General features: G+C 43.7%; 20 protein-coding genes. 3 read left to right on the forward strand and 17 right to left on the reverse strand.

From position 1 onward, the window contains the following. Window positions 1-28: 28 nt before the first annotated feature. The 3 genes from ONT08_RS00845 to ONT08_RS00855 all read right to left on the reverse strand — a co-directional run bounded on the left by ONT08_RS00845 (window position 29) and on the right by ONT08_RS00855 (window position 6,069). Window positions 29-3,250 (reverse strand): hypothetical protein, encoded by a 3,222-nt coding sequence (locus ONT08_RS00845; RefSeq protein ID WP_264958780.1) that lies wholly within the window; start codon window positions 3,248-3,250, stop codon window positions 29-31. Beyond that, window positions 3,237-4,100, reverse strand: coding sequence for a DUF4007 family protein (locus ONT08_RS00850; protein ID WP_264958782.1), 864 nt, complete (start codon window positions 4,098-4,100; stop codon window positions 3,237-3,239). Before ONT08_RS00850 ends, ONT08_RS00845 begins: the two co-directional genes overlap by 14 nt. 412 nt (window positions 4,101-4,512) lie before the next feature. Continuing rightward, window positions 4,513-6,069 carry an IS1182 family transposase gene (locus ONT08_RS00855; protein ID WP_118200255.1) on the reverse strand — a complete coding sequence of 519 codons (1,557 nt, stop codon included), beginning with the start codon at window positions 6,067-6,069 and terminating at the stop codon, window positions 4,513-4,515. A gap of 457 nt (window positions 6,070-6,526) precedes the next feature. Between ONT08_RS00855 and ONT08_RS00860 the strand changes: the two genes are divergently transcribed. From ONT08_RS00860 to ONT08_RS00870, 3 genes are all read left to right on the forward strand, one after another. Further along, a complete protein-coding gene (locus ONT08_RS00860) occupies window positions 6,527-7,060 on the forward strand; it encodes a hypothetical protein (RefSeq protein ID WP_264958784.1) in 534 nt (177 codons plus the stop codon). Window positions 7,061-7,767: 707 nt separating this feature from the next. Further along, window positions 7,768-9,051 (forward strand): AAA family ATPase, encoded by a 1,284-nt coding sequence (locus tag ONT08_RS00865; protein WP_264958786.1) that lies wholly within the window; start codon window positions 7,768-7,770, stop codon window positions 9,049-9,051. 3 nt (window positions 9,052-9,054) lie between these two features. Continuing rightward, window positions 9,055-9,666 (forward strand): RloB family protein, encoded by a 612-nt coding sequence (locus tag ONT08_RS00870; RefSeq protein WP_118199961.1) that lies wholly within the window; start codon window positions 9,055-9,057, stop codon window positions 9,664-9,666. A 216-nt stretch (window positions 9,667-9,882) separates the two neighbouring features. Here ONT08_RS00870 and ONT08_RS00875 read toward each other — a convergent pair whose 3' ends face one another. From ONT08_RS00875 to ONT08_RS00940, 14 genes are all read right to left on the reverse strand, one after another. Continuing rightward, window positions 9,883-10,776 (reverse strand): YitT family protein, encoded by an 894-nt coding sequence (locus ONT08_RS00875; RefSeq protein ID WP_117587070.1) that lies wholly within the window; start codon window positions 10,774-10,776, stop codon window positions 9,883-9,885. Window positions 10,777-10,817: 41 nt separating this feature from the next. Continuing rightward, window positions 10,818-11,003: a DUF4250 domain-containing protein gene (locus ONT08_RS00880; protein WP_117587069.1), complete on the reverse strand. Its 186-nt coding sequence runs from the start codon at window positions 11,001-11,003 to the stop codon at window positions 10,818-10,820. Between the two features lie 152 nt (window positions 11,004-11,155). Then, window positions 11,156-12,607, reverse strand: coding sequence for an NADH-quinone oxidoreductase subunit N (locus tag ONT08_RS00885; protein WP_118081960.1), 1,452 nt, complete (start codon window positions 12,605-12,607; stop codon window positions 11,156-11,158). A gap of 15 nt (window positions 12,608-12,622) precedes the next feature. Then, window positions 12,623-14,122, reverse strand: coding sequence for a complex I subunit 4 family protein (locus ONT08_RS00890; protein ID WP_153092130.1), 1,500 nt, complete (start codon window positions 14,120-14,122; stop codon window positions 12,623-12,625). A 33-nt stretch (window positions 14,123-14,155) separates the two neighbouring features. After that, window positions 14,156-16,111 carry an NADH-quinone oxidoreductase subunit L gene (gene nuoL, locus ONT08_RS00895; RefSeq protein ID WP_119250124.1) on the reverse strand — a complete coding sequence of 652 codons (1,956 nt, stop codon included), beginning with the start codon at window positions 16,109-16,111 and terminating at the stop codon, window positions 14,156-14,158. A 6-nt stretch (window positions 16,112-16,117) separates the two neighbouring features. Then, the gene (nuoK, locus tag ONT08_RS00900) at window positions 16,118-16,426 is read right to left on the reverse strand and encodes an NADH-quinone oxidoreductase subunit NuoK (protein ID WP_006846356.1); all 309 of its coding nucleotides are present in this window, start codon (window positions 16,424-16,426) and stop codon (window positions 16,118-16,120) included. After that, window positions 16,423-16,950, reverse strand: a complete 528-nt coding sequence (locus tag ONT08_RS00905) for an NADH-quinone oxidoreductase subunit J family protein (RefSeq protein WP_264958791.1) — start codon at window positions 16,948-16,950, stop codon at window positions 16,423-16,425. Before ONT08_RS00905 ends, nuoK begins: the two co-directional genes overlap by 4 nt. 15 nt (window positions 16,951-16,965) lie before the next feature. Beyond that, window positions 16,966-17,496, reverse strand: coding sequence for a NuoI/complex I 23 kDa subunit family protein (locus ONT08_RS00910; protein ID WP_006846358.1), 531 nt, complete (start codon window positions 17,494-17,496; stop codon window positions 16,966-16,968). Between the two features lie 34 nt (window positions 17,497-17,530). After that, complete coding sequence (gene nuoH / locus ONT08_RS00915; protein WP_118199957.1) at window positions 17,531-18,616, reverse strand: NADH-quinone oxidoreductase subunit NuoH; 1,086 nt, start codon at window positions 18,614-18,616, stop codon at window positions 17,531-17,533. Window positions 18,617-18,618: 2 nt separating this feature from the next. Next, window positions 18,619-20,190 carry an NADH-quinone oxidoreductase subunit C gene (locus ONT08_RS00920; RefSeq protein ID WP_264958793.1) on the reverse strand — a complete coding sequence of 524 codons (1,572 nt, stop codon included), beginning with the start codon at window positions 20,188-20,190 and terminating at the stop codon, window positions 18,619-18,621. A gap of 19 nt (window positions 20,191-20,209) precedes the next feature. Further along, window positions 20,210-20,935, reverse strand: a complete 726-nt coding sequence (locus tag ONT08_RS00925) for an NADH-quinone oxidoreductase subunit B (protein WP_119236368.1) — start codon at window positions 20,933-20,935, stop codon at window positions 20,210-20,212. Next, a complete protein-coding gene (locus ONT08_RS00930) occupies window positions 20,926-21,276 on the reverse strand; it encodes an NADH-quinone oxidoreductase subunit A (protein WP_006846362.1) in 351 nt (116 codons plus the stop codon). Before ONT08_RS00930 ends, ONT08_RS00925 begins: the two co-directional genes overlap by 10 nt. 1,121 nt (window positions 21,277-22,397) lie before the next feature. After that, the gene (locus ONT08_RS00935; protein WP_117587062.1) at window positions 22,398-23,024 is read right to left on the reverse strand and encodes a deoxynucleoside kinase; all 627 of its coding nucleotides are present in this window, start codon (window positions 23,022-23,024) and stop codon (window positions 22,398-22,400) included. 26 nt (window positions 23,025-23,050) lie between these two features. Continuing rightward, window positions 23,051-23,668 carry a deoxynucleoside kinase gene (locus ONT08_RS00940; RefSeq protein WP_118154008.1) on the reverse strand — a complete coding sequence of 206 codons (618 nt, stop codon included), beginning with the start codon at window positions 23,666-23,668 and terminating at the stop codon, window positions 23,051-23,053. Window positions 23,669-23,712 lie beyond the last annotated feature (44 nt).

Consider the following 23,712-nt stretch of genomic DNA (forward strand, 5'->3'; position numbering starts at 1 on the left):
TTTGCTCTATTCATTTTTAAGGAAGCGGCTACTTACCCAGCTTCTTATTCAATATTTTCAACAATGTACATACCGATACATTGTCATTTCCAATGCCATCAAGTAGCTTGTCGATGCTCTTTTCCAATTCCTCAGCCTTCTGCATCTCGCTTTCTGGCAATCTGAAAGTCTGGGAATAGATATTGCTGCCCTTCGTTGAAACCAAATCCAACGAATAAATCTCATCCGATTCATCTTCTGCCACCTTGGATATATCAGAATATTTCTCACATTCATGGAAGAGCATAAGCAAACTGTCAATCAGTTTTTCTTCTTGATCGTCGCGCAATCGCTCTAATGGCTGCTCCAATGCCGTATAGCAAATAGACTGGTACCACTCATTGCGGTGATCAAACTCAGCCATCACATGCTGATAGAATTCCTTCAGTCTATCTGTCAGGAGATATTCCTTAACATGAGCCAAACGCTTTCTGATCTCTACTACATATTCAGAATAATCGTATGACTCGATGCCCAATGTTTCCAACAAGCGACCTTCTACACGGTCTATCATATCAGAATAGCAAGAACGAAGTTCCTTGACAGCCCGATTGATGACATAACAGAACTCCTGTACCTTATCCGGATTCTGCAAAGTTTCCTTATCGTAGCCCAAAGCCTCTGGCAAATCCTCGAAGAAAGTCTTCTCCGGGTCCTTTGCCCTAGCCAGAGTATCACGGAATCTTACCGTCTGCTCATGATTGAACTTACGGGTATGCTTGGCATAATCATTCAATCTCTTGTTATAGAAGAAAAAGAATGGCTTGATGGTTTCTATGAAATCATCGCTCTTGATACTTCCCATAGCTTCAACATTCAGGAACTTACGATACTGGTTGAATATCTGCACCTTAACACCTGTCACGTCGAATGCCTTGACCAGATATTCTCCTGGATGCTTCTGCAACAACTCAAAGAACTCCATGTTGATATTTGGGATATATGCTCCATTGGTTCCATACAGAGAGAAATCCTGCTTCTTTATATATAAATAGGTGGGAATCCAGAAATCCAGGAATCCCTGCTTCAACTTATATGGTTTTGCTAACAACTTCTTAATCAGCTCAGAAATCTTACGAGGTTTGAAAGTCGTAGATTTCAGGAATTCCTCACATGCATCCCACAAAGGCATGATTCCTTCATTGGATGGCACATCAGTAAACTCTCCATTCACATGAAGCCCCGTACTCTTCAAGAGAGAATAATAAATGGTTTTCTCCGGTGGAAACTTGTCGCCAGGGAATCCTAAGTCCTGTTCATTGCTCTGATTCAGCAATGCAGCCAGGTACTTACCTTTCGCACTAGAGATAGAACCACTCAACTTATGCTTGTTGAACAATTCATTGTTCATCACTGGAGTCTGAGAATAAATCTCATCGCATACCACAGACAGCAACTGGTTGAAGTCTCTTAAGGAGCAAACCTCTCTTTCCTCGCCCTTGAAAATCCAAGTTACATCTCCATTATATGCAAACAAGCTATCACTGATAGATTTATTGAGAACCACTTTCTCATACTCCATCAGATTGTTGATTTCGTTGATAGCAACCTTATCAGATTTATCTACCAACACCTTGCTCAATATATATTTGTACTTTTCTATCAGATAGAGGTGAGACACCAACTCATCTGTATTTCTGAAACATACAAAGATGATGGCATTCTCACTCTTTTCACTTAGCTCGCAAATCTCCTCCAACACTTTCTTACGGGAAGAGAAAATCAACTGAATATATCCATCAGTATCACCGGTAGGAGTCTTATCTACTCCTTCACCCAGCACTTCATACTCAAAGTATCTTGGAGTACCTTTCTGGAAATAGCAAGCCTTGACAGGAGCCACCTTCTTAAAACAATAGTTTCTGATATCATCCACAAAGTTTACAGGACGGCTAACCACCAAACCAGCCTTGCGGATTTCATCTTCTATATTGATATCTGTGCCATCAAAAAGAATGTAGCGGAACTTATAGCTGGCATATCGGATAATCTTAAATTGCTCCAACTTCTTTAAAAGCCCCGTTGGGTTTTCTATATTCAAAGCAGTCTTGGCATACAGGGCAGTATCTTCACGGTTCATCTTAAATGAAGCATTGCCGAAAAGATTCAGTAATCCGATTGCTTTCACCAGTTTGATGGCATCTACAAGGTCTGTCTTGGTTTCCCATAGTTGACCTTCCACTCTCTCGATGGCAACCTGCATTGAACTCCATTGCATGGAGTCGGCATTCGCCTCCTTCAGGTAAGAGTAGAAATTATAGTAGATATAATCATAGCAGCACTGAAGCTGATATATCTTTCCCTCATATTCAGACAAAGAGTTACGTCCCCTTGCATTCAAGAACGAAAACAAAGAACGCTCATTCTGTCCATATCTCTGAATGGCCTGTGTAATGACGTATGCAGCAAATGGTTCCAGCGGAGCCAATGCCAGCGCAGTTGCTTCAGAAAAGATTTGAGAAACAAAGCCAGTTTTCTTTGCCAACGAAGCCAATGATTCAATCACAGAATCATCATTTTGCATGGTTCTACTGGCATCAATCTGCGTAGAAGCCAGATAGAGAAGTTGTTCTATCGGTTCTACGAATACCAACTCCTGAAAACGCCCCTTTACTTTCGTCCACTCTTCTTTCTGTACTTCATTCAACTTACGGGAGTAAGCGTTGAAATTCTGATGAAGCGTAGTCAGAAGAAGAATATTTCTGGATGGCACATTCACGAACTCAGCCAATTTCTGCATGAAGTAAAGTTCACGCTCCGGATTATTCTTGGCAGCATGCTCCAGTACCTTGCCAAACTCATCAATGAAGATAACCAGGAATTTTCCCTGGCTCTTCAGTTTGTTATACTTGGTTTTGAGTTCATCCAGAATGCTATCAGCAGTGCCATCAACAGAGAGTTTTTGACTCAATAAGACAGACAGTTCCTTATAGTCGCCAACAATTTTAAGAACTTCAAACTTCTTCTTCTCTGAAAGTTCAGAAGGATTCAACAATTCATATTGCTTACCTCCCATCAAGTCTCTTTCCAAAGCCAATAAGAAACTAGACTTACCTGTTCCATAAGAGCCAATGATGGTATAAGAATGAACTCCCGATCGGAATCCATTCACAATACCCTCTGCCACCTGACGAACATTAGGAGTTACGATATATTTGGCCTCACTAGCAAAGCCTTCCTCTATGTTTGCTGATAAACTAAACTGTCGCATTCTTATAATACTTATCTAAAACATCAATATCCTTCAAAGAAGAACCTTCCTTAAACAATAGCTGACGGATACCTGCATTATCACTATACTGGACATACTCTGAATAATGTTCACCGATAGACTGGGCCATATCGATGACCTCAGCATCTGTCATGCAGAACATCAAGCCTATTTCCTGCAATGTATCGTATGATACAGACTTATCCTTACCTTTTTCCTGAAGAATGGCATATAAGAAAATCTCCATCGGAACCCTGCGCTTACCTTCGATATTGAAGGCGAACGTCTTACCATTATCTTCAGTTCTTATCAGATCCAAATCAATCAAAAGAGAAGAATAATCCTCAAACGACTTGGCCTTATAAGGTTGGGCATAGTTCTGCAACAATACACCCACATCTTTCTTGGTGGTATTCACATTAAAGATTTTATCCTTTCCATCCTCTATCATCAGTCTTTTCACAAAGTTCACCAATTGTTCCCTCTCAAAGACCTTGCGTTCTTTTTGGAATTGCACAAAAGTAATATGATAAAGCGTTGCCTCTTTCAAACTTACCAGAAGGTAGTGAAGCAACCATAAAGTGCCCAAACTTTCAATGTACTTATCTACGCCTTCTGATTCATCGAATAAATAATCTGCTATTCTGCTTGGCTCATCCTGATTGGAAATTCCAAACACCTTGAGCCAATATCGGATAGAAGAAACCATGTTTTTTCCTACTCCCAAAGCTATTACAGCATCAGAAGCATTGAAGTTTCCTCCATCTATCATAAAGTTATATCCCTTGGTGAGCCATAAGGTTTTGCAAGGAAAAGATTCATGTCCAGAGAGTGTATATTTTTTGTACATCTATCTTCTTTAAAGCGATAGAATCCCGGTATCGTGAGTTGTGTTAGTATTCTGTTAGGCCTCTATAAAACGGAAACGTGGGATTCTCCTTGCCCATCCCACCACTCGAAGGCCTTCGCATTGCCCTAGTTGAAAGAGACGGACAATGCAGAAAGCCCACGTTATGGTATATAATGATTCCAAGTACGAACTATTAGTCATACACGATGAGGGTGTGTCATAAGTCTGTGACGCACCCTTTTTTTGTGTGTGTTTCTATATATTCTAGTTGAATCGTAGTCTTTCTTCACAAAGGGAATCTTATTATATTGTATAGAAACTTTACTTTTCTTGTTTTATCGATAACAAAACAGCCCCAAAGCCCACAAAAGGGCATAGTTATCCCTGACGATAAAACAACCAAAATTGAGTTTTATCGTTTTATACCCAAATATTTCTTCAAATTGAATCCCATTCCGAACAATCCTAGATCCATGTAAACCTTGTCCATTCCAAAATGCCTGAATCGCTTATAATGCATATCTGCCTTCATCTGCCCAAATACAGCTTCCGGCTCTATCGGTCGCTGGCTTCTGTGTTTCAAGCCCTCTTCAGACGTTAGTAGCAGGAAGGCTTCCTTTTTATATGCATTCAGTTTATGGTTGACATATATGGTTCTGTTGCCTTTGGATTTCTTGCAGAGACTTCCAAGCGGACATCCATCACATCGTTGTGCTCTATATAATGTAATGACAGACACATAGCCGGAGTCACTTTTCGTTTGCCGTTGTCCACAAGGTTCCATGTGTTGTCCCATGGGGCAGACATAATAGTCATCATCCCTGTTGTAGTAGAAGTTCGCTTGGTTGAAGGCATCCTCCTTGAAAGGCTTATGCTGTTCCTTGTGAAACCAGTTGTACTTTACATAACCCATCATTTCTTCCATCTCTAGGTACTCGTAGTTCTCCTCCGAGCCATACCCTGAGTCTGCGGTGACGCTCTTGGATTGCTTTCCATATCTTTTCTTGTACTTATCCAAAAAAGGCTTGAAGGTCAGGGTGTCTGTTGGATTGGGATAAAGGGCGAAATTCGTCCAATATTGATTCTCTGTCGCAATTTGAAGGTTATAGGCAGGCTTTGTCTGCCCATTGTTCATGGCATCTTCCTTGAGGCGCATGAAGGTCGCATCGGGATCAGTCTTGGAGTAACTGTTTCTCTCGCCCAGTATATCCAGTGATTTTTCATACTCGCACAGTTTGTCCGAGGCTTTGAACAAGTGATCTATCTGAGTATTTAGCTTTTGCTTCTCTCTTCCTGTAAGCTTTGCCTTAGGAAGGTTCTTAGCTTGCCTCTCACACAAACGTGCACTTCTCTCTACATCCTTGGCGGAAGTGGCTGGCTCGCTGTCTTCTTCCTTAATGTCACTCCCGCCATTCAGGCGAATTTGTTCTTTTATCTGAGCCAATGCAGCAGAGGTCTTTTCCAAGAGCTTAGCCCTGTTCTTTTCCACAGTCTTCTTCCATACAAACGTGTACTTGTTTGCTTTCGACTCTATCTTAGTGCCATCAACATATTGTTCCTCCAGACTAATCACGCCCTTTTCAACCAATATGGAGACGACTGCATCAAAATAAAAGTCGATGCATTTAATCATATGATTGGATCTAAAGCGGTTGATTGTTGCGAAAGATAATTGCTTACCTCCACAAATCCACATATAGCGAACATCGTATTTAAGTGCGTCCGCTATGCCACGACAGGAATAAACGCCATTGATATAGGCAAAAACAACTAAACTTAGAAGCATCTTCGGACTGTAAGGAGGAGCACCAATCCCATCATAGGTATCCATGAGAGGGTTGATGTCCATACTGCGAACAATACGATCCACCATACGAACTTTGCTGTCTTTTGGCACATAATCATCGAAAGAGTTAGGAAAAAAGCTCAATTCGTGCCGAGTTTCAGATTTTATTTGTATCTTTGCCATACTTAAAGAAGTTTTCTGCAAAGATACAAATCTTTTGCGGAAAGGCAAAGCCCGAGCTTGTGAAAGTTTGGGCTTTGTTGTAAATAAAAATGTTTTTTAAAGATTTCGTATCTGTGAAAAGGCAAAAAATAAAAAGGGGTGCGTCACAGACTTATGACACACCCTCATGTATACGACAATTCGCAGCAGGATACAATACACCCACCGTGAACATTCACCATTGTCACATCTACGTCCAACTAAAGGTAAAGTTGCGAAGTTTACGAGTAGTCGTAGACGAACGTTAGCAAACGCTCTATTTTACATAAGTCACACCCACCCGCTCAGCCCTTCGGGCTTTCTGCGGTAGAATGCAATTGCAAAAATAATAATTATTTCTGAAATACGTGCGCTAATCTTAGATTATTTTTGTATTTTTGCAGAAAATGACGTTAAACCCATAAAAATACAGTAGATTATGACTACATATCTCAGATTCTTCAATTATGATGAGGCCCTTGAATACTATTGCGGACTCATCGATAAAATGCTACAAGGCACCAACAGAAACAACCATACTCGTATCATCGCCAAACCAGCACTTATCCTATCTATCATCAAACTGATAGAAAACGGCAAGCTGGTCAACCAGTTCACTTATGAAGAGATTGCTCCTATATACCAAGGTGTTTTTGGGAAGTATTTCTTAAGGGCTCAACAGGAAAACCTTACTCCATTATTTTATCCTTATTACTTCTTGAAATCGGATAAGTTCTGGCATTTAGCTTGGACTAATGCTGAAGTAAAAACAGAATCTCCTTCAAGAGCATGGCTAGACAGAAATACCCAATATGCCTACATCGATCAAGAACTTTGGATATTACTCTCCCATCCTACTTATCGGAATAAATTTAAGAAGTATATCATAGAGAAGAAAGTTCTCAATGTTTTCAAAGAAGAAAAGAACAAGGGCGGCTTTAAGGCTTTGCTGCAATTATTGATGGTAATATAAAAACAACATGAAATGGATTATAAAGATGTCGCTAACTTAAGCTGACGACATTTTTTAATCTATTTCTTTATTTTAAAAAGCTAATCACAAGCTTACCATTTAAGTCACAAACAAACTTGAACAAGCCTGTTGAAACATGAGGGTGTGTCATAAGTTTATGATTCACCCTCTTCTTGTTATTGGATGAGATAGGATATGTTGTTAGATGAGATAGGATATGTTGTTGGATGAGATGGGATATGTTGTTGGAAGAGATAGGATATGTTGTTGGAAGAGATAGGATATGTTGTTGAGACAGTCAGTATCTTCGACCGCACAACAGCTGTTGTGCGCTTGCATAACAGCTGATATGCGCATGCACAACAGCTGTTGTGCATGCGTTGGTCAACTGTTATGCGCCAACTATTATCCAGACTTATGACACACCCTCACTTTTTCGGATTACTGGCATGTACTATCGTGCGGATATTGGTATTTTTGCAATATGAACCCTATATAACCTCCTAATAGTTGAATTGATTTGATGGCTATGGTAGCAGATTATTTTCCATCGATAATGGGATTAAGGCGATTATATGTAAACGTTTTCTCTCCTTTTCAAGCAAAATATCATATTAATCTAAAAAACTTCCGTATTTTATCCGATTTACGAAATATTTTCCGTATTTTTGTAGGCAAAATACGAAATTAGAAAAAATATTCAGAATATGATAAGAAATTTTTGGGTAAAGAATTACTTGTCGATTGGCGACAAACAGGAGCTGAACTTTGTTGCAAAGGGTTCTGCTTCCGAACTTGTGGCGGAGATGCCTGATGGTACATGCCTCTATAAATTAGGTGTGTTATATGGCTCGAATGCTTCTGGTAAATCTAACATGCTCTGGGCATTGGATGAGGTTTTCCATCTTTTGGCTTATCCAAAGGGAAACGCTAATATGAAGATTACAAGATGCATTCCTTTTGCATTGACAAAGAGTGAACCTACAGAAATGTTTGTTTCCTTTTATGCAGAGGGAATTCGTTATGACTATCAAGTGCAGTTTGACGTCAACTTGATTCTCCATGAAGAGCTTAATTATTATCCTAAAGGCTCCAAGGCTCTTTTTTACGAACGTACCTACAAGGGAGATAATCTACAGGCTGAAATCAAGTTTGGTTCAAGTCTTCGCTTGCTACAAAAAACCCAAGACAGTATTCGTGAGAATACGCTCAATAATCATAGTGTCCTGTCGGTTTGCCTTAAAAACACCTTTAAGGAAGACATAGAGCCATTGGCAAAGCTTCATTCGTACATCATGGTTCATTACCATAATGTGGATGGTGATACCGAAAGCAGAGGTGTCGTTGAGATTCTAAAGGCTGCGTATGAAGACAAAAACAAGCATCAGTTTTTCTGTCAGATGTTGAAAAAGGCTGATTTGAATATCACAGATTTTCACCCTGTGTTGGAAGACCGTTCGCTATCTCAGGATTTCCGTGAACATATTCAGCAAGAATCTATTCCGGCTTCAGTCAAGAACGAGCTGTTGCGTCCAATGGTTGAATCGGTAGTCTTTGAAAATCATTCCAAGAATGGTACTTTTGATGTCTCTCTTAAATTACAATCCAAGGGAACACTTAAGTTCATCCGTATTTTGGATTCACTATACGATTTGATAAGTGGCAACCACATCTATTACCTGGATGAGTTGGGAGAAGATTTGCATTATGATTTGCTGTTCTATTATCTCAACATTTTCCTGTTTAATTCGGACCAGTCGCAACTGTTGATTACAAGCCAAGAGACCACCTTGCTGTCGCAAGACATGATTAATGACAATCGTGGCGTGGTATGGTTCGTAGAGAAAAACAAGGAGACTGCTTCGTCGGAGTATAGTCGTGGTGATTCTTATGGCTTGCACAAGAATCTCTCTCTCTACAATTCATATCGAATTGGCAGATTAGGAGCAAAGCCTGAATTAGGTTCTATATTTGTAGATTTGGAGGGGTAAGTTATGGGCAAGCAAAGAAATACAATACTGATTTTGGGAGAAGGACCAACCGAGTTTTTCTATTTCAAGTCGCTATGTGATGAACTGAAAGGTTTAACTATCAAGCCCGACTATCCTAAGCACACCAGTCTCAAGGAGTTGGAACACAAGATTGAAGAAGGCGTTTCACTTGGTTATAACCATATCTTCTGCGTGATAGACATGGATACCAAGGATAGAGAGCCAGAACGTTCGCAATATGCTCGTTTGAAAAAGAAGTATGCTTCAACAATTGATAAGCCCCAGAAAGGAATCTTTTGCAAGGTAAAGTTCTTTGAAACTCATCTTTGCACCGAGTTGTTCTTTCTTTATTATTTCCATTATACATCAAAGATGTATACAGAACAAGAGCCTTTGTTGAGAGATTTAAACCAATGTTGCGATTATCGTAAAAAGATAGACTTCTTTATTAAAAGCAGAGGTCTCCATTCTTACTTTGAGAAGAAAGGTGGTAGTTTGTCTGTTGCTATTGACAATTCCAATCGTTCGGTTTCGGAAAAAAGTGAAGGCAATAGAGATTATACGTTCTCAGAATTGGGACGCATGATAGAAGAACTCCGAAAGCTAAGGCAATGATGTTAGCCTAGCCAACGATCACAGACCGAAGGGAATTGAAAATCGCTGGCCGAAGGGTAAAGCAAAGGTAAAAGACTAGGAGTTTCTGAACCTTCAGCCCGTACTTGAACCACATGCGGAAGTTCAGTAACAGAATATCATAACAAATATCCCCTAACCTACTATTTCTAGCAGGTTGGGGAAATTTTTCGTTATAACACAAAAAAGCACGGAATATTAAACTCCGTGCTCTTTTTTGCTTTTATATTTAATCTTGTCAAAACCTTCACCATACACACCGATAACGGCACTCTGACTGACAAAGGCATGGGGATCAATCTCGCTGATAAGACGGAAGATAGCAGGAGCCTGACGCTGCTTGGCTAACACGAAAAGCATCTTCACATCCTGACCGGAATAAAAACCGCTGGCATTCACCACCGTTACTCCCCTATCAGCATCTACATTGATGCGCTTGCCTATCTCCTCATACTTCTGGGAAATGATAAAGAACTGTACACTTCGTCTTCTGCTGTTTACCACCTGGTCGATGCAGAATGCCTGAACGCAAAGAACTACATAACCATATAACACCTTCTCCCAATCGTGAACCACCAGATAGCTGGAACTGATGATGAAAATGTCGCATATCATAATCACTCTACCTAAGGAAATGTCGCGATACTTGTTGACGATGGCTGCGATGATATCCGTACCACCCGTACTTCCACCAACCGAGAAACCGAGTCCGATTCCGCAGCCACAGAAAACGGCACCCAGGAAAGCAGCCCATAAAGGTTGGTTTTCCAAAAGATGAACATCACCTAAACGGCTGGAGAAGAAAGAGGTCAGGATAGTTACCACTATAACGGCATAAACAGTCTTGACACAGAACTTTGCTCCCAAAATCTTGAACGCACATATTAATAAGGTGGCGTTGACGATAAAATACGGAATTTGCACAGGGCAACCGGTTGCCCAATAGATAATACTGGAGATACCAGGAAGTCCGCTTGCTGTTACATTGGTTGGCAAGAGGAACACGTTCCATCCAATAGCGTAGGATATCATACCTATCGCAATCAAAACATAGTCTTGTACAGACTTCCACAAGGGTCGAGGAGGAGTCATAATTAATTTATAATTTATAGTTTATAGCTTATAGGGGGCTCTTACCAGAATTTTTTCTGCTGCTCTGACCACTCAAATCCTTGGGTAGCCATTTTTGCCTCTAAGGCAGCACGGTTCACATTGAAGTGATTACAAATCTCATCGAGTGTTTCAAACTCGTGGTCACGAAGCAGGAAGTTGATGGCGCTTACGAGCATCGGAACATCATTCATTGGTAACTTATCCATCCTTTTTATATTGATTAATTAATATTTATTATTGATTACTTGAGGCACCATGCCTCTTTCGGGGTGCAAAATTACTGCAAAATTCAGACAATACCAAAAAAATCCCAGCAATCTTTTACCGATTGCTGGGATTTTTATAAATTATTGATGATTTACGCATTCACTGCAACTGAAATCCAGTCGAAGACGAATGAGCAAATACCGAATGCTACGATACCTACGGTGCAGATTGCAAGCGCCAACTTGGTTGAGCATGCGCTCTGGAAAGTAGGAAGCGGATTATCGCTGTGCTTGATGAACATAGCCTTCACGATGAGCAGATAGTAGTACAAGCTGATAACTGTGTTTACCAACGCGATGAATACTACGCCGTATGCCCAGGCTCCCAATGTGGTGTGGATGTCGTGAGTTCCAACGGCTGCCATGAACACGAAGAACTTCGAGAACATACCGGCGAATGGAGGAATACCACCCAATGAGAACAATGCCAAGGTCATCAGGAATGCCAGACGTGGGTTGGTCTTGTACAAACCATTGTAGCTGTCCATCTGAACTGTACCGTTGTTGTGCTCCTCAATAGATGAGATGATGGTGAAGACGCTCAGGTTGGCTACTACGTAAATCAATACATAGTAAGTCAGGGCGCTCACGCTCATCGCTGAGTTACCTACCACAGCCAACATGATGTAACCTGCCTGAGAGATAGAAGAGAATGCCATGAAACGCTTCAGGTCGCTCTGACGGATGGCAAACAGGTTAGCGATAGTGATAGAAAGTACAATCACGATGTAAAGCAACACGGTCCAGTACTCTACCATTGGCTGGAACACCTTCATGAGGATAGCGCAGAGAGTAAACGCTGCAGCACCCTTAGATACTACTGACAGATAACCTGTAACGGTAGTTGGTGCACCCTGGTATGAATCGGCTGTCCAGAAGTGGAAAGGAACCAAGGAAATCTTGAAACCGAGACCACTGAAGAAGAATACCATACCGGCGATGGTCAATGGAGATGCTGAAATAACCTTTGCTACATCATCAAAGTACAAAGTACCACAAGCAGCATAAAGCAGAGAGATACCGTAGATCATCACGCCACTTGAGAAAGTAGCGGTAAGGATGAACTTAGCACCTGCCTCAGCAGAATTGTGACGGTACTTATCGAATGCTACCAAGCAAGCCATTGGCACAGATGCCATTTCGAGACCGAGGAAGAACAGGAGGAAGTGGTTGGCACTAACCATCATGTTCATACCGAGCAAGGTAGAGATAATCAGCATATAGAACTCACCCTCCTTGAAGGCTGTGTCCTTGCGGCTCAACCACTCCTTAGCCTGTACCATTACGATGAGGGTACCCAGCGCCAGGATAGTCTTCAGGACTCCGGCAGCAGGACCTGTTGTGTACATGCCACCAAATGCCTCTGTGGCTTCTGTTGGGAAGATATTGATGGCAATGTGAGCCACCATCAAGAGACATACCAGAGGATTGAACCACTTACGGTCTGCGCTCTTGGAACTGCAGAAGTCAGCAATGAAAGTGATCAACAGAACTACCATCAGGGTAGCTTCTGGAATCATATTTAAAAATTGACTGTAATTCATTTCTTCTGATATTTATTACATGATTACACTAAAGATAGGACCGACAGCGTCCATGATAATCTCCTCTGCCCAGAGTGGGAACATACCGAGACCTGCAACGCAGGCGATAAGACCTGCTACAGCGATACGCTCGTCCCAGGTTGCATCGTGGAGCTTCTCCAACTTTGGATTAGGAACCTTCTGATAAAGGATCTTACCAACACAACGCAGGATGTAAACCGCTGTTACTACGATTGATGTACATGCGATGATGGTACATACACGATGGAAGGTATCTGCATTCTGGAATGAACCTACGAAGATGGTCATCTCGGCTACGAAACCAGAGAAACCTGGCAAACCGAGGTTAGCCAAACCAGCTACTGCATAACCTACTGAAAGGAATGGAATAATCTTCATCAAACCACCCAGATAACGTACATCACGTGTACCAGCCTGATGGTAAATCATACCGATAACGGCGAAGAAGAGGGCGGTCATCAAACCGTGAGACAACATCTGGAGGATTGCACCAGTAGCAGCAGTCTCGGTCATCATACAGAGAGCGAAGAGCACCATACCACAGTGAGATACTGATGAGTAAGCGTTGATGTACTTCAAGTCGGTCTGTACACAAGCTGACAAAGCACCATATACGATAGAGATGGTAGTGAGCACGAGGAACACCTTGATCCAGAATCCGTGAGTAGCAGCTGGCAAGAGGAACATGGCGATACGGAAGCAACCGTAACCACCAAGTTTCATCAATACACCGGCATGCAACATAGATACAGCTGTAGGCGCACTTGCGTGACCGTCAGGAGACCATGTATGGAATGGGAACAGCGCACCGAGGATACCGAAACCGATAAAGAGCAATGGGAAGAACACGTTCTGTACGCTCTCAGGGATAGCGTGAGCACCATTGGTATGGTGAGCGATATCGAGGATTTCGAAGGTCTGAGCACCACTATAGAAGTAGATTCCCAGGATACCGATGATGAGGAGTGCAGAACCACCCATCAACATCAAGGTCAACTTCATGGCAGAATACTCCTTCGCACCACTACCCCATACCCCAATCAAGAGGTACATTGGGATAAGCGCTACCTCATAGAACATGAACATGGTGAACATGTCGATAGAGATGAAGAAGCCATATACACCGATGCTCAGGAGTGTGAACCAGAGGAAGTATTCCTTCTTCATTGGTTCCATCTGCCAAGAGGCAAATGTACCGGTGAACACGATGATGGAAGTCAGGAGAATCATCACTACAGAGATACCATCCACACCGAGTGAATAGTTGATGTGCAATGGTTCAAACCAAGGCACACAGTAGGTGAAGAGCATCGGAGCTTGGTCGGCTGGCATTGTCTCACGAGCTTCGAGAAATGCAAACACCAAATAGATGGAGAGACCGAGCAATACGCTGGCACCTGCTACCATCACACCACGAACCTGCTTGTCGTTGCGTGCCAACCAGAGGCCGAGCAACATCAGGAGTGGTACTATGACGAATATACTTAAATTCATTTCTTTTCTATTTACTTAATTGTGAGACATTCATTAAAGAAGAGCGAGCAGACACAGGGTCAATGCCACTGTACCGGTGAGGAACCAGATAGCATAGCTGCGTACATCGCCACTCTGCCATGGACGGATAGTCTCGCCTGCCTCCTGTGCACCCCAAGCCATGAAGTTGAAGGTACCATCGATGACACGACGGTCGAACCATGCGATTGGCTTTGAGAACAGACCGAAGACAATCTTGTGGGTGAAGAACTGCCAAGCATCGTCGATATAGAAACGGTTCAAGGCTGCCTTGTGCAACTTAGGCATCTTCTTAGCCAAAGCGTCTGCCAATGGAGTCTTCTTAGGTGCATACATGTAAGTAGCCAGACCGATACCGATGATAGCAACGATAACAGAGGTTGTTGCCACGCTCATGTCGATATGGATATCGTAGCTCTGACCTGTAGCAGATACGAAGTGACCGAATGGAATCAAACCGCAGAGGCAAGAGATGATGGCGAGGAATACCAATGGACCCCACATCACGAATGGAACCTCCTGTGGCTTGCGACGGTTCTCTGGATCCAGCTCATAGTAGCTCTGACCCCAGAAAATCACGTAGTAGAGACGGAACATGTAGAATGCTGTCATACCAGCTACCACGGTCATGAACCAGCCCATGAATGGAGAGAACTGGAAGCATGCTGAGATAATCTCATCCTTTGACCAGAAACCTGCGAATGGAGGAATACCTGCAATCGCCAAGCAACCGATGAGGAAGCAGATGTTGGTAATAGGCATATACTTGTGCAGACCGCCCATGTACTCCTTGAAGTTGCTGCCGATGATGACGATGATGGCACCAGAGCAGAGGAAGAGCAATGCCTTGAACATAGCGTGGGTAAACAGGTGGAAGATACCAGCCATGTAACCCAAACCACCGTGATGGTTATCTACTGCGAAGCAAACGCCGAGAGCTACGAGCATGTAGGCAATCTGAGAGATAGTAGAAAAAGCCAGACCACGCTTGATATCACGCTGGCAGCAAGCTACGGCTGCTGCATAGAATGCGGTGAAGGCTGCAATGTAAGCTACATAGTGCAAAGCCTCAGGAGCATACTGTACCCAGATTGGGAAGAGGCTGGCTACCTGATATACACCGGCTACAACCATGGTAGCGGCGTGGATCAACGCAGAAACAGGAGTTGGACCCTCCATCGCATCTGGCAACCAGATGTGCAATGGGAACATCGCACTCTTACCGGCACCACCGATGAACATGAGGAACAACGCTGTTGGCATTACCCAAGCTGCACCTGCCAAAGCAGAGTTGAGCTCTGGCTGAGCATTCAAGTCATAGTTGAAGGTTCCTACATAGAAGCTGTAGAACAGGATACCGATGAGGAAGAAGAGGTCAGCGAAACGGGTTACGATGAACGCCTTCTTGCTGGCATGAACTGCAGCATGCTTTGGATAGTAGAAACCGATGAGCAGGTATGAGCAAACACCCACCAACTCCCAGAACAGGTACATCTGGAAGATGTTGGTAGCTACTACCAAGCCCAACATAGACATGGTGAAGAGACTCAGGTAAGCGTAGAAACGCTGCATACCCTTCTCATATTCCTCAACCTTATAGTTCTCATCACGCTCTGCCATATAGCCGAAGCTGTAGATGTGAACCATGAAGCTGACGGTGGTAATCACGATGAGCATCAATACGGAGATTGGGCTCAGACGGAAACCGATGTTGAAGGTGAGCAACTCAGTAAACTTCAACCATGTGAAATTAAATACGGTAACAGTTGGGTACATACCTGTAGAGGCATCGCGACCCACTGCAAAGAAGTACTCGTATGCTGTATAGACAGACATGGCGAATACACAGCCCATCAATACGGTACCGATGAGTGCTGCTACCGGTCTTTTCATCTTCATACCCACAAGTCCCAGAACCAGGAAGCTCAGGAATGGCAGAAGAAGTATCAAAAATGCATAATTGTATTCCATTGTCTTTTAGAATTTCATGTTTTCAATACTGTTCACCTGGTCACTGTGATAGTTGCGGTAAACGTTGATAATAATAGCGAGTGCTACGGCTGTCTCGGCTGCTGCTACTCCGATAGAGAACAATGTGAAGAAGAAGCCTTCCAACTGTCCTGGGAAGAGGATGCGGTTGAACACAGCGAAGTTCAAATCGGCTGCATTCAATACAAGCTCGATGGAGATGAGCATGGCAACGAGGTTACGGCGTGTACAAAAGCCATAGACTCCGATGAAGAACAAGAGTGCTGAGAGCACGAAGAAATATTGTACTGGAATCATTTCTTATCCTCCTTTCTTGCGATTAAGATACCACCGATGATACATGCCAACAGGAATACAGAGATAAACTCGAATGGCAATACATAGCCATACTTGTCAGAACCTACCAGTGCAGAACCTACCTGATCCATTGGCACCTCGGTGTCGGCTACGGTTGCAGCCATATCAATAAAGTGATTCTTCAACACGATGACTGCCAAGATTACGAAACCAACGAGGCAGACGAGTGCGCGACCTACAATCTTGCTACCCTTAACATGCTCCAAAAGACCCTGGAGAGTACGCTTGGATACCAACTGGATAGCGAAGACATAAAGCATGGTGATACCACCGGCATATACAGAAATCTGAGCTGCACCCAGATAAGTATAGTCGAGCAGGAAGAACATGCCTGCTACACCGAAGAGTACGAACAACAGGAAGGTTGCCGCACGCATGATGCGCTTGGTAAACACGCACATGATGGCTGAGCCAAGGATGACTACTGCCAAGATGACGAACATAAATAAATTTGCTGTTATCATTGTCTAAAGTCCTCCTTACTTAGTCTTGGTGTTAAACTTACCGATTTCCAATGGGGCACCACCATCGATGAGGTTTGGAAGGCTGCCGCCCTTATATACCTCCTTATCAAGGTGCATTACCAACTTGTTGCGGTCGAAGACTGCATTCTCGAAATCGTTGACAAACTTGATTGCACCGAAGTTACATGCGTTGACACAGAGCTCGCAGAACATGCAGTCGCCCAAGTCGTACTGGTAATCCACCAACTTGCGCTTCTTCTTGCCTGTCTCTGGGTCCTCCACCATCTCGGTTACAATCTTGATGGTATCGTTAGGGCATGACTTCTCACACAATGTACAACCCACACACTTGTAAGCCTCGTTCTCATCACGAACAAAGACCAAGCGTCCACGGAAACGTGGAGATACGTGGAGTGTAGTCTTGCGGTTCTCAGGATACTGCTCTGTGCTCTTTGGTGTGAAGTACTCCTTCATAGTAGTCTTCATACCGATAGCGAGGGTTTTCAAACCCGCTGCAATACCGCCGAAATATGAATTGTTAGACATACTTTCTTATTATTATAATAATGTGTATTAAAGATTATCCGTGGAATCCGAATGCTACGCACACAGTCATCATGATCAAAATGATGAGTGACAATGGCATCAGATACTTCCACTCCAACTTCAGAATCTGGTCGATACGGAGACGTGGGAATGTCCAACGTACCCACATCAGGAGCCAAACCACAGCAAAGGTCTTACCGAAGAACCAGATGAAACCTGGGATGAGGTTCATCAGATTGTCGAAGCCCTCAATACCGATGTTCAATGGCGCCCAACCACCGAGGAATACGGTAGAAGCGATACCAGAAATCACGAAGAGGTTGAGGTACTCTGCCAGGTAGTAGAAACCGAAGCCCATACCAGAATACTCTGTGTGGTAACCGGCGGTCAACTCACTCTCAGCCTCAGCCAAGTCGAAAGGACCACGGTTAGCCTCTGCATTACCTGCTACGAGGAATACGAGGAAAGCCAGGATAGCTGGCACATGACCCTTGATAATCAACCAGTTCCAAGCACCTGTCTGTGCCTCTACGATACCGCTTACCTGCATGGTGCCGGTAAGAACGACTGCAGAAATCAGACAGAGACCGAGAGACATCTCGTAAGAAATCATCTGTACGGCACCACGCATGGCAGAAACCACAGAGTACTTGTTGTTAGATGCCCAACCAGCGAGGAACACACCCAGCACGCCGATAGAACTTACGGCTGTGATGAGGAATACACCTACGTTGAAGTCAAGGATATGTGCTCCCTTGTTCCATGGAAGGAATGAGAAAGTACCTACAGAGGCAATGATCACGAGGAATGGTGCCATGTAGTAGAGCAGCTTGTCGGCTCTATCAACGACGAAGATCTCCTTGATCAACATCTTGAGCACATCGGCGAATACCTGGAAGATACCCCAAGGACCTACACGCATAGGGCCGAGACGGCACTGGAAGTAGGCACACACCTTACGCTCCATGAAGATAAGTACGATAGCGATGAGGGCGTATGCTGTCAAAATGCAGATACCCACGAGCACGCACTCTATCAGAATCGACAGGAAGTCGCACAAACCCAAGGTCTGGCGAAGCAGATTGTCGATGAATGTTGTTACTATACTAAAATCAAACATAATTATCTATCAATATCAGGGATTACGAAATCGATTGCTGCACCTGTAGTGATGAGGTCGGCGATCTTCTGTCCACGAAGCATTGGGTCGAGCGCACCTGTCAAAGACAAGCCCATCGGACGCATCTTCATACGGTATGGACTCTTGTCCCCCTTTGAGTCGAGATATACACCAAACTCGCCGCTGGCACCCTCTACAGAGAAGTACCACTGTCCCTCTGGAACCTTGATGATTGGCTTCTGCTTGATGTAGTACTCACCCTCTGGAATGTTGTCAATCAACTGCTCGATGATGTCCAAGCTCTGATACAACTCCTGGATGTGTACATAGTAACGATCCATGGAATCGCAACCGGTAAGGGTGATTTCCTTCCACTCTACCTTGTCGTACATATCGTATGGATGACGCTTGCGGGTATCGTTCTTCCAACCTGATGCTCTGCCGGCAGGACCGGTTACGGCATAGTTGATACAATCCTCATAGTTCATTGGACCAACACCTTCGAGACGGTTGTGAGTAATCACGTTGTCACCGAATACGTCGAGGTATTCCTGAATCATCGGACGGAGATACTTGCAGAGGGTCTTCACGTTCTCTACGAAGTTAGGGTCGATATCTGCCTGCAGACCACCGATACGGTAGTAGTTCTGGATCAGACGGCCACCGGTTGTCTCCTCCATCACGTTCAATACGTGCTCACGGTCGCGCATGCAGTAGAGGAATGCAGTCAAGGCACCCAAGTCCTGTGCGGTACAGCCGAGATAGAGCAAGTGAGAGTCAATACGCTGCAACTCATCCATGATGGTGCGGATGTAGCGGATGCGGTCTGAGAGTTCAATACCCATAGCCTCCTCGATAACGCCAACCAGAGCGTGGCGGTGCATCATCGCAGAGAGATAGTTCAGACGGTCGGTCAATGCCAAAGTCTGAGGATAGGTCATGTTCTCCCACATCTTCTCGATACCACGGTGGATATAACCGAGGTGTGGATAGATACGCTTCACGGTCTCACCATCGATAACGGTCTGCAAGCGGAGCACACCGTGGGTAGATGGGTGGTTAGGACCGATGTTGACTACATACTCATCCTCATCGAAGCGACGCTTCTCTGTAGCAACGAGATGACCATCTTCGCTCAAGGAATACTCCATGGTGAAGTCATCCTCTGGCTCATCAGTACAAGGGAACTTGTTTGCCTCAGGACTCATATCGAAGTCCTTGCGCAATGGATAGCCCTGGAAATCGGTACGGAGGAAGAGACGACGCATGTCTGGGTGACCCAGGAACTTGATGCCCACGAAATCGAAGACTTCACGCTCCAGAAGGTCAGCAACCTTCCAAAGGTTAATAACTGTAGGAATCACATCACTGCCATCCACCTTCTTGGCGATGGTCTTTACCGAGCAGCGCTCGTTGGTCTGAGTATTCTCGAGAATATAGATACATCCGAGACCTTCCTCACCGAAGTCTTCACCGATGATGGTAACAAGGTAGTCGAAATGCTTCTCGTTCTTCAACTTCGCCATTTCAGAGGCGAAATTATCAAAACTCAATTCAATATTATTCAGTTTCATGTTCTTATACCTTATTATATTAATCAGTTAGACCTTTCTGAGGGTCGAAATCCTCAGGTACTTCAGTTACGATGATAGGCTCCTTGTGTCCGAGCTTCTCGCTGTCAGAGAGGTTTTCGTTGCTCAAGCCGCGAAGACCGCCCTTACTCATAGAGAGTTCCTTTTCATTCTGAGTCATCTTATGGTTAGCACCACCGAAGAATTTCTCAACCTTTACCTTACGCTGCAACTGCATCATACCGTAAAGGATAGCCTCAGGGCGTGGAGGACAGCCAGGGATATAGACATCCACAGGAACCAACTCGCTGATACCACGAACCACATTGTAGCTCTTCTTGAACGGACCGCCAGAGATGGCGCATCCACCTACAGCTACCACATACTTAGGCTCAGCCATTTCATCGTACAAACGTTTGAAAACAGGTGCCATCTTATTGGTAATAGTACCGGCACACATGATCAAGTCAGCCTGACGTGGAGAGTTACGGGTTACCTCGAAACCGAAACGGGAGAAGTCGTAACGTGCACAACCTACAGCCATGAACTCGATACCACAGCAAGAGGTACCGAAGGTCAAAGACCAGAGTGAGTTACTGCGTCCCCAGTTGATGGCTGCATCAAGGGAACCGACTACCACATTCGCACCACCCTCATTGAGCTCCTGCGCAATCTTTTCGAGGGTATCATTGTCCTTAAACTCGTCGTAAGGAATACTCTTGATAGAGGCTCTTTTGTTTACTTCCATTCCAATGCTCCTTTCCGCCAAGCGTATGCAAGGCCAAATACCAATACCAACAAGAAGAACCCGATGCTCACGAGAGCCATAGGTCCAAACTGCTTAACTACGACTGCCCATGGGTAAAGCAATACAGTCTCGATGTCAAACATCAGGAAAAGGATGGCGAAGAGATAGTAGCCGATATGTGATGGCAACCAGGAGCTGCCACGTGTCGGAATACCACACTCAAAAGGTTCACCCTTTACCGGATTGTATGAACGAGGACCGATCAACTTTGCGATGACATAAGCGGCCACCACCAGTGTTACAGCCGTCAGCAAAACGGTGATAAATAGTGTAAAGTTCATAAATTTGTTATAACGTTATTTTATATAAATGCTTCTAAGCGGTTGCAAAGGTAACACTTTTTTCTGAAAGAGCACATTTTTTTATGGTTTAATTTGCATCCAAAGTGAAAAAACACAAAAAACTGCCTATTTCATCAGTCAACAGACAGACTTAATGGAGGATCAGAAACAGAGAAAACGAGCATATTTTATAACAAAAAGGAACAGAATAGTAGGAATTTTTACCTAAAAAATCCATCCGTTTCTCCATTGTTTCCGGCACAACTACCATCGCCTCTCCTACCCTTCATAAGAAGGATGAGAAAGAGATTATCTATAATCTCAATGGCCAGCAAGTAGATAAGACTTCAGCCAGAGGCGGCATCTTTATCTCCCGCCAGAAAGGTAAGTTCTATAAAGCATCCGGTTCTTCCGGAGGAAGGAGATAGTTCTGCTGGCGAATTCAGATGTTTGAATAAGCAGAAGGAGATGATTGAATAAGCGTATTCAGATGTTTGAATAAGCGAAAGGATATGATTGAATAAGCGTATTCAGATGTTTGAATAAGCGAAAAGATATGATTGAATAAGCGAAAGGAGACGTTTCTTTGGGTTCAAAGAGACGTCTCTTTTAGTTTTAGAAGACTGCTTTTCAAGTTGAAAGAGACTACTTTTCGAGTTGAAGGAGACTGCTTCTCGAAGGTTGCCACTAGGCTCAGCAGACCTGCTGAGCCTAGTCAGCAGCTCTGCCGACTGCAGTCAGCAGGTCTGCCGAGCCTAGTGACAACACCTTTTAATCGTACAACTACAACCCTTATAGTCGTACAACCATACACCCTATAGTCGTACTACCATAAACCCTTTAGTTGTACAACCATAAACCTTTTAGCTGTACAACCATAAACCCTTTAGTTGTACAACCATAAACCTTTTAGTTGTACAACCATATACCTTTTAGCTGTACAACCATAAAACGCAACCCCGCCAGGCGTTCCTCCTTTGACACCTAGCGGGGTTGCGCTTTTTACCTTTATGATAAGGACTTGGGGGACTAGCGATGGAATCGCTAGGAACGGGGGGGGGCGAAAGGGGGTTAAGGTTCTTTTTACCTTTTTACCTTTTTACCTTTTTACCTTTTTACTTTTAAACCTCCTTTTCAGCAAACAGTCCGAAGAGCTCAGCATCTATCAGGTCAGTAACCTTTCGGAAGTCTTCCGGATTCTCTCCGAACTCCAGATTATCACCATCGATGATGATGAGGCGACCTTTATAATCCTTGATCCAATCCTCATAACGCTTGTTCAAACCCTGGAGGTAATCAATGCGGATGCTCTTCTCGAAATCGCGGCCACGCTTCTCGATATGCTTTACTAGCGTAGGAATGCTGCTCTTGATATATATCATCAGGTCAGGGAGTTTCACCAGACTGATCATCAGATCGAAGAGATCGGTATAGTTCTTGAAATCCCTATCGCTCATCATACCGATATCGTGAAGATTAGGCGCAAAGATACGCGCATCCTCGAAGATGGTTCTATCCTGTACGATGGTCTGCTCTGAACGTGAAATCTCCACAACATCATGGAATCGCTTGTTCAGGAAGTAAATCTGAAGATTAAACGACCAACGTTCCATATCCTTGTAATAATCAGCCAGATATGGATTATTATCTACCGGCTCGAAATTAGCTTTCCAGCCATATCTCTTGGCAAGCATCTTGGTTAATGTTGTCTTGCCGCTACCTATATTTCCTGCTATTGCTATATGCATTTTTTTACCTTTTTACTTTTTTACCTTTAAGAGAACAGCCCGAAGAGCTTGGCATCTATCTTATCTATGATTTCACCAAACTGCTTGGGATTGTGCTCAAAATCGAGATTATCAACTTCTACGATGAGCACCTTGCCTTTATACTTATTCATGATGAAATCTTCGTAAAGATTGTTGATACCTTCCAGATAATCCAGAGGCATCTTCTGCTCATAATCACGACCGCGCTTCTGGATATTCTTCACGAGGTGAGGAACGGAAGAACGGAGATATATCATCAGTTCAGGCATCTCTACCACTTCCATCATCGACTCGAAAAGCTCCATATAAGTCTCGTAGTCGCGCTGGTCCATATTGCCCATCTTCCGGTTGTTGGCCGCAAAGACATAGACACCCTCAAAGATGGTGCGGTCCTGGATAACCGTCTCTTTACTGTGTTGGATTTCCAGCAGATTCTTGAATCGCTGCTTCAGATAGAACACCTCCATATTGAGAGCCCATCGCGAGATATCCTTGTAATAGTCATCGATATAGGGGTTTTCAGCCACGGGCTCCAAGTACTGTTTCCATCCATAATGTTTAGAAAGCATCTTGGTGAGGGTTGTCTTGCCACTACCGATATTTCCTGCTATTGCTATATACATTTATTAATACGAATAATTTACAATTTATAATGAATAATGGGGCT

The sequence above is a fragment of the Segatella copri genome, from assembly GCF_026015465.1.
Classification (GTDB): domain Bacteria; phylum Bacteroidota; class Bacteroidia; order Bacteroidales; family Bacteroidaceae; genus Prevotella; species Prevotella copri_E.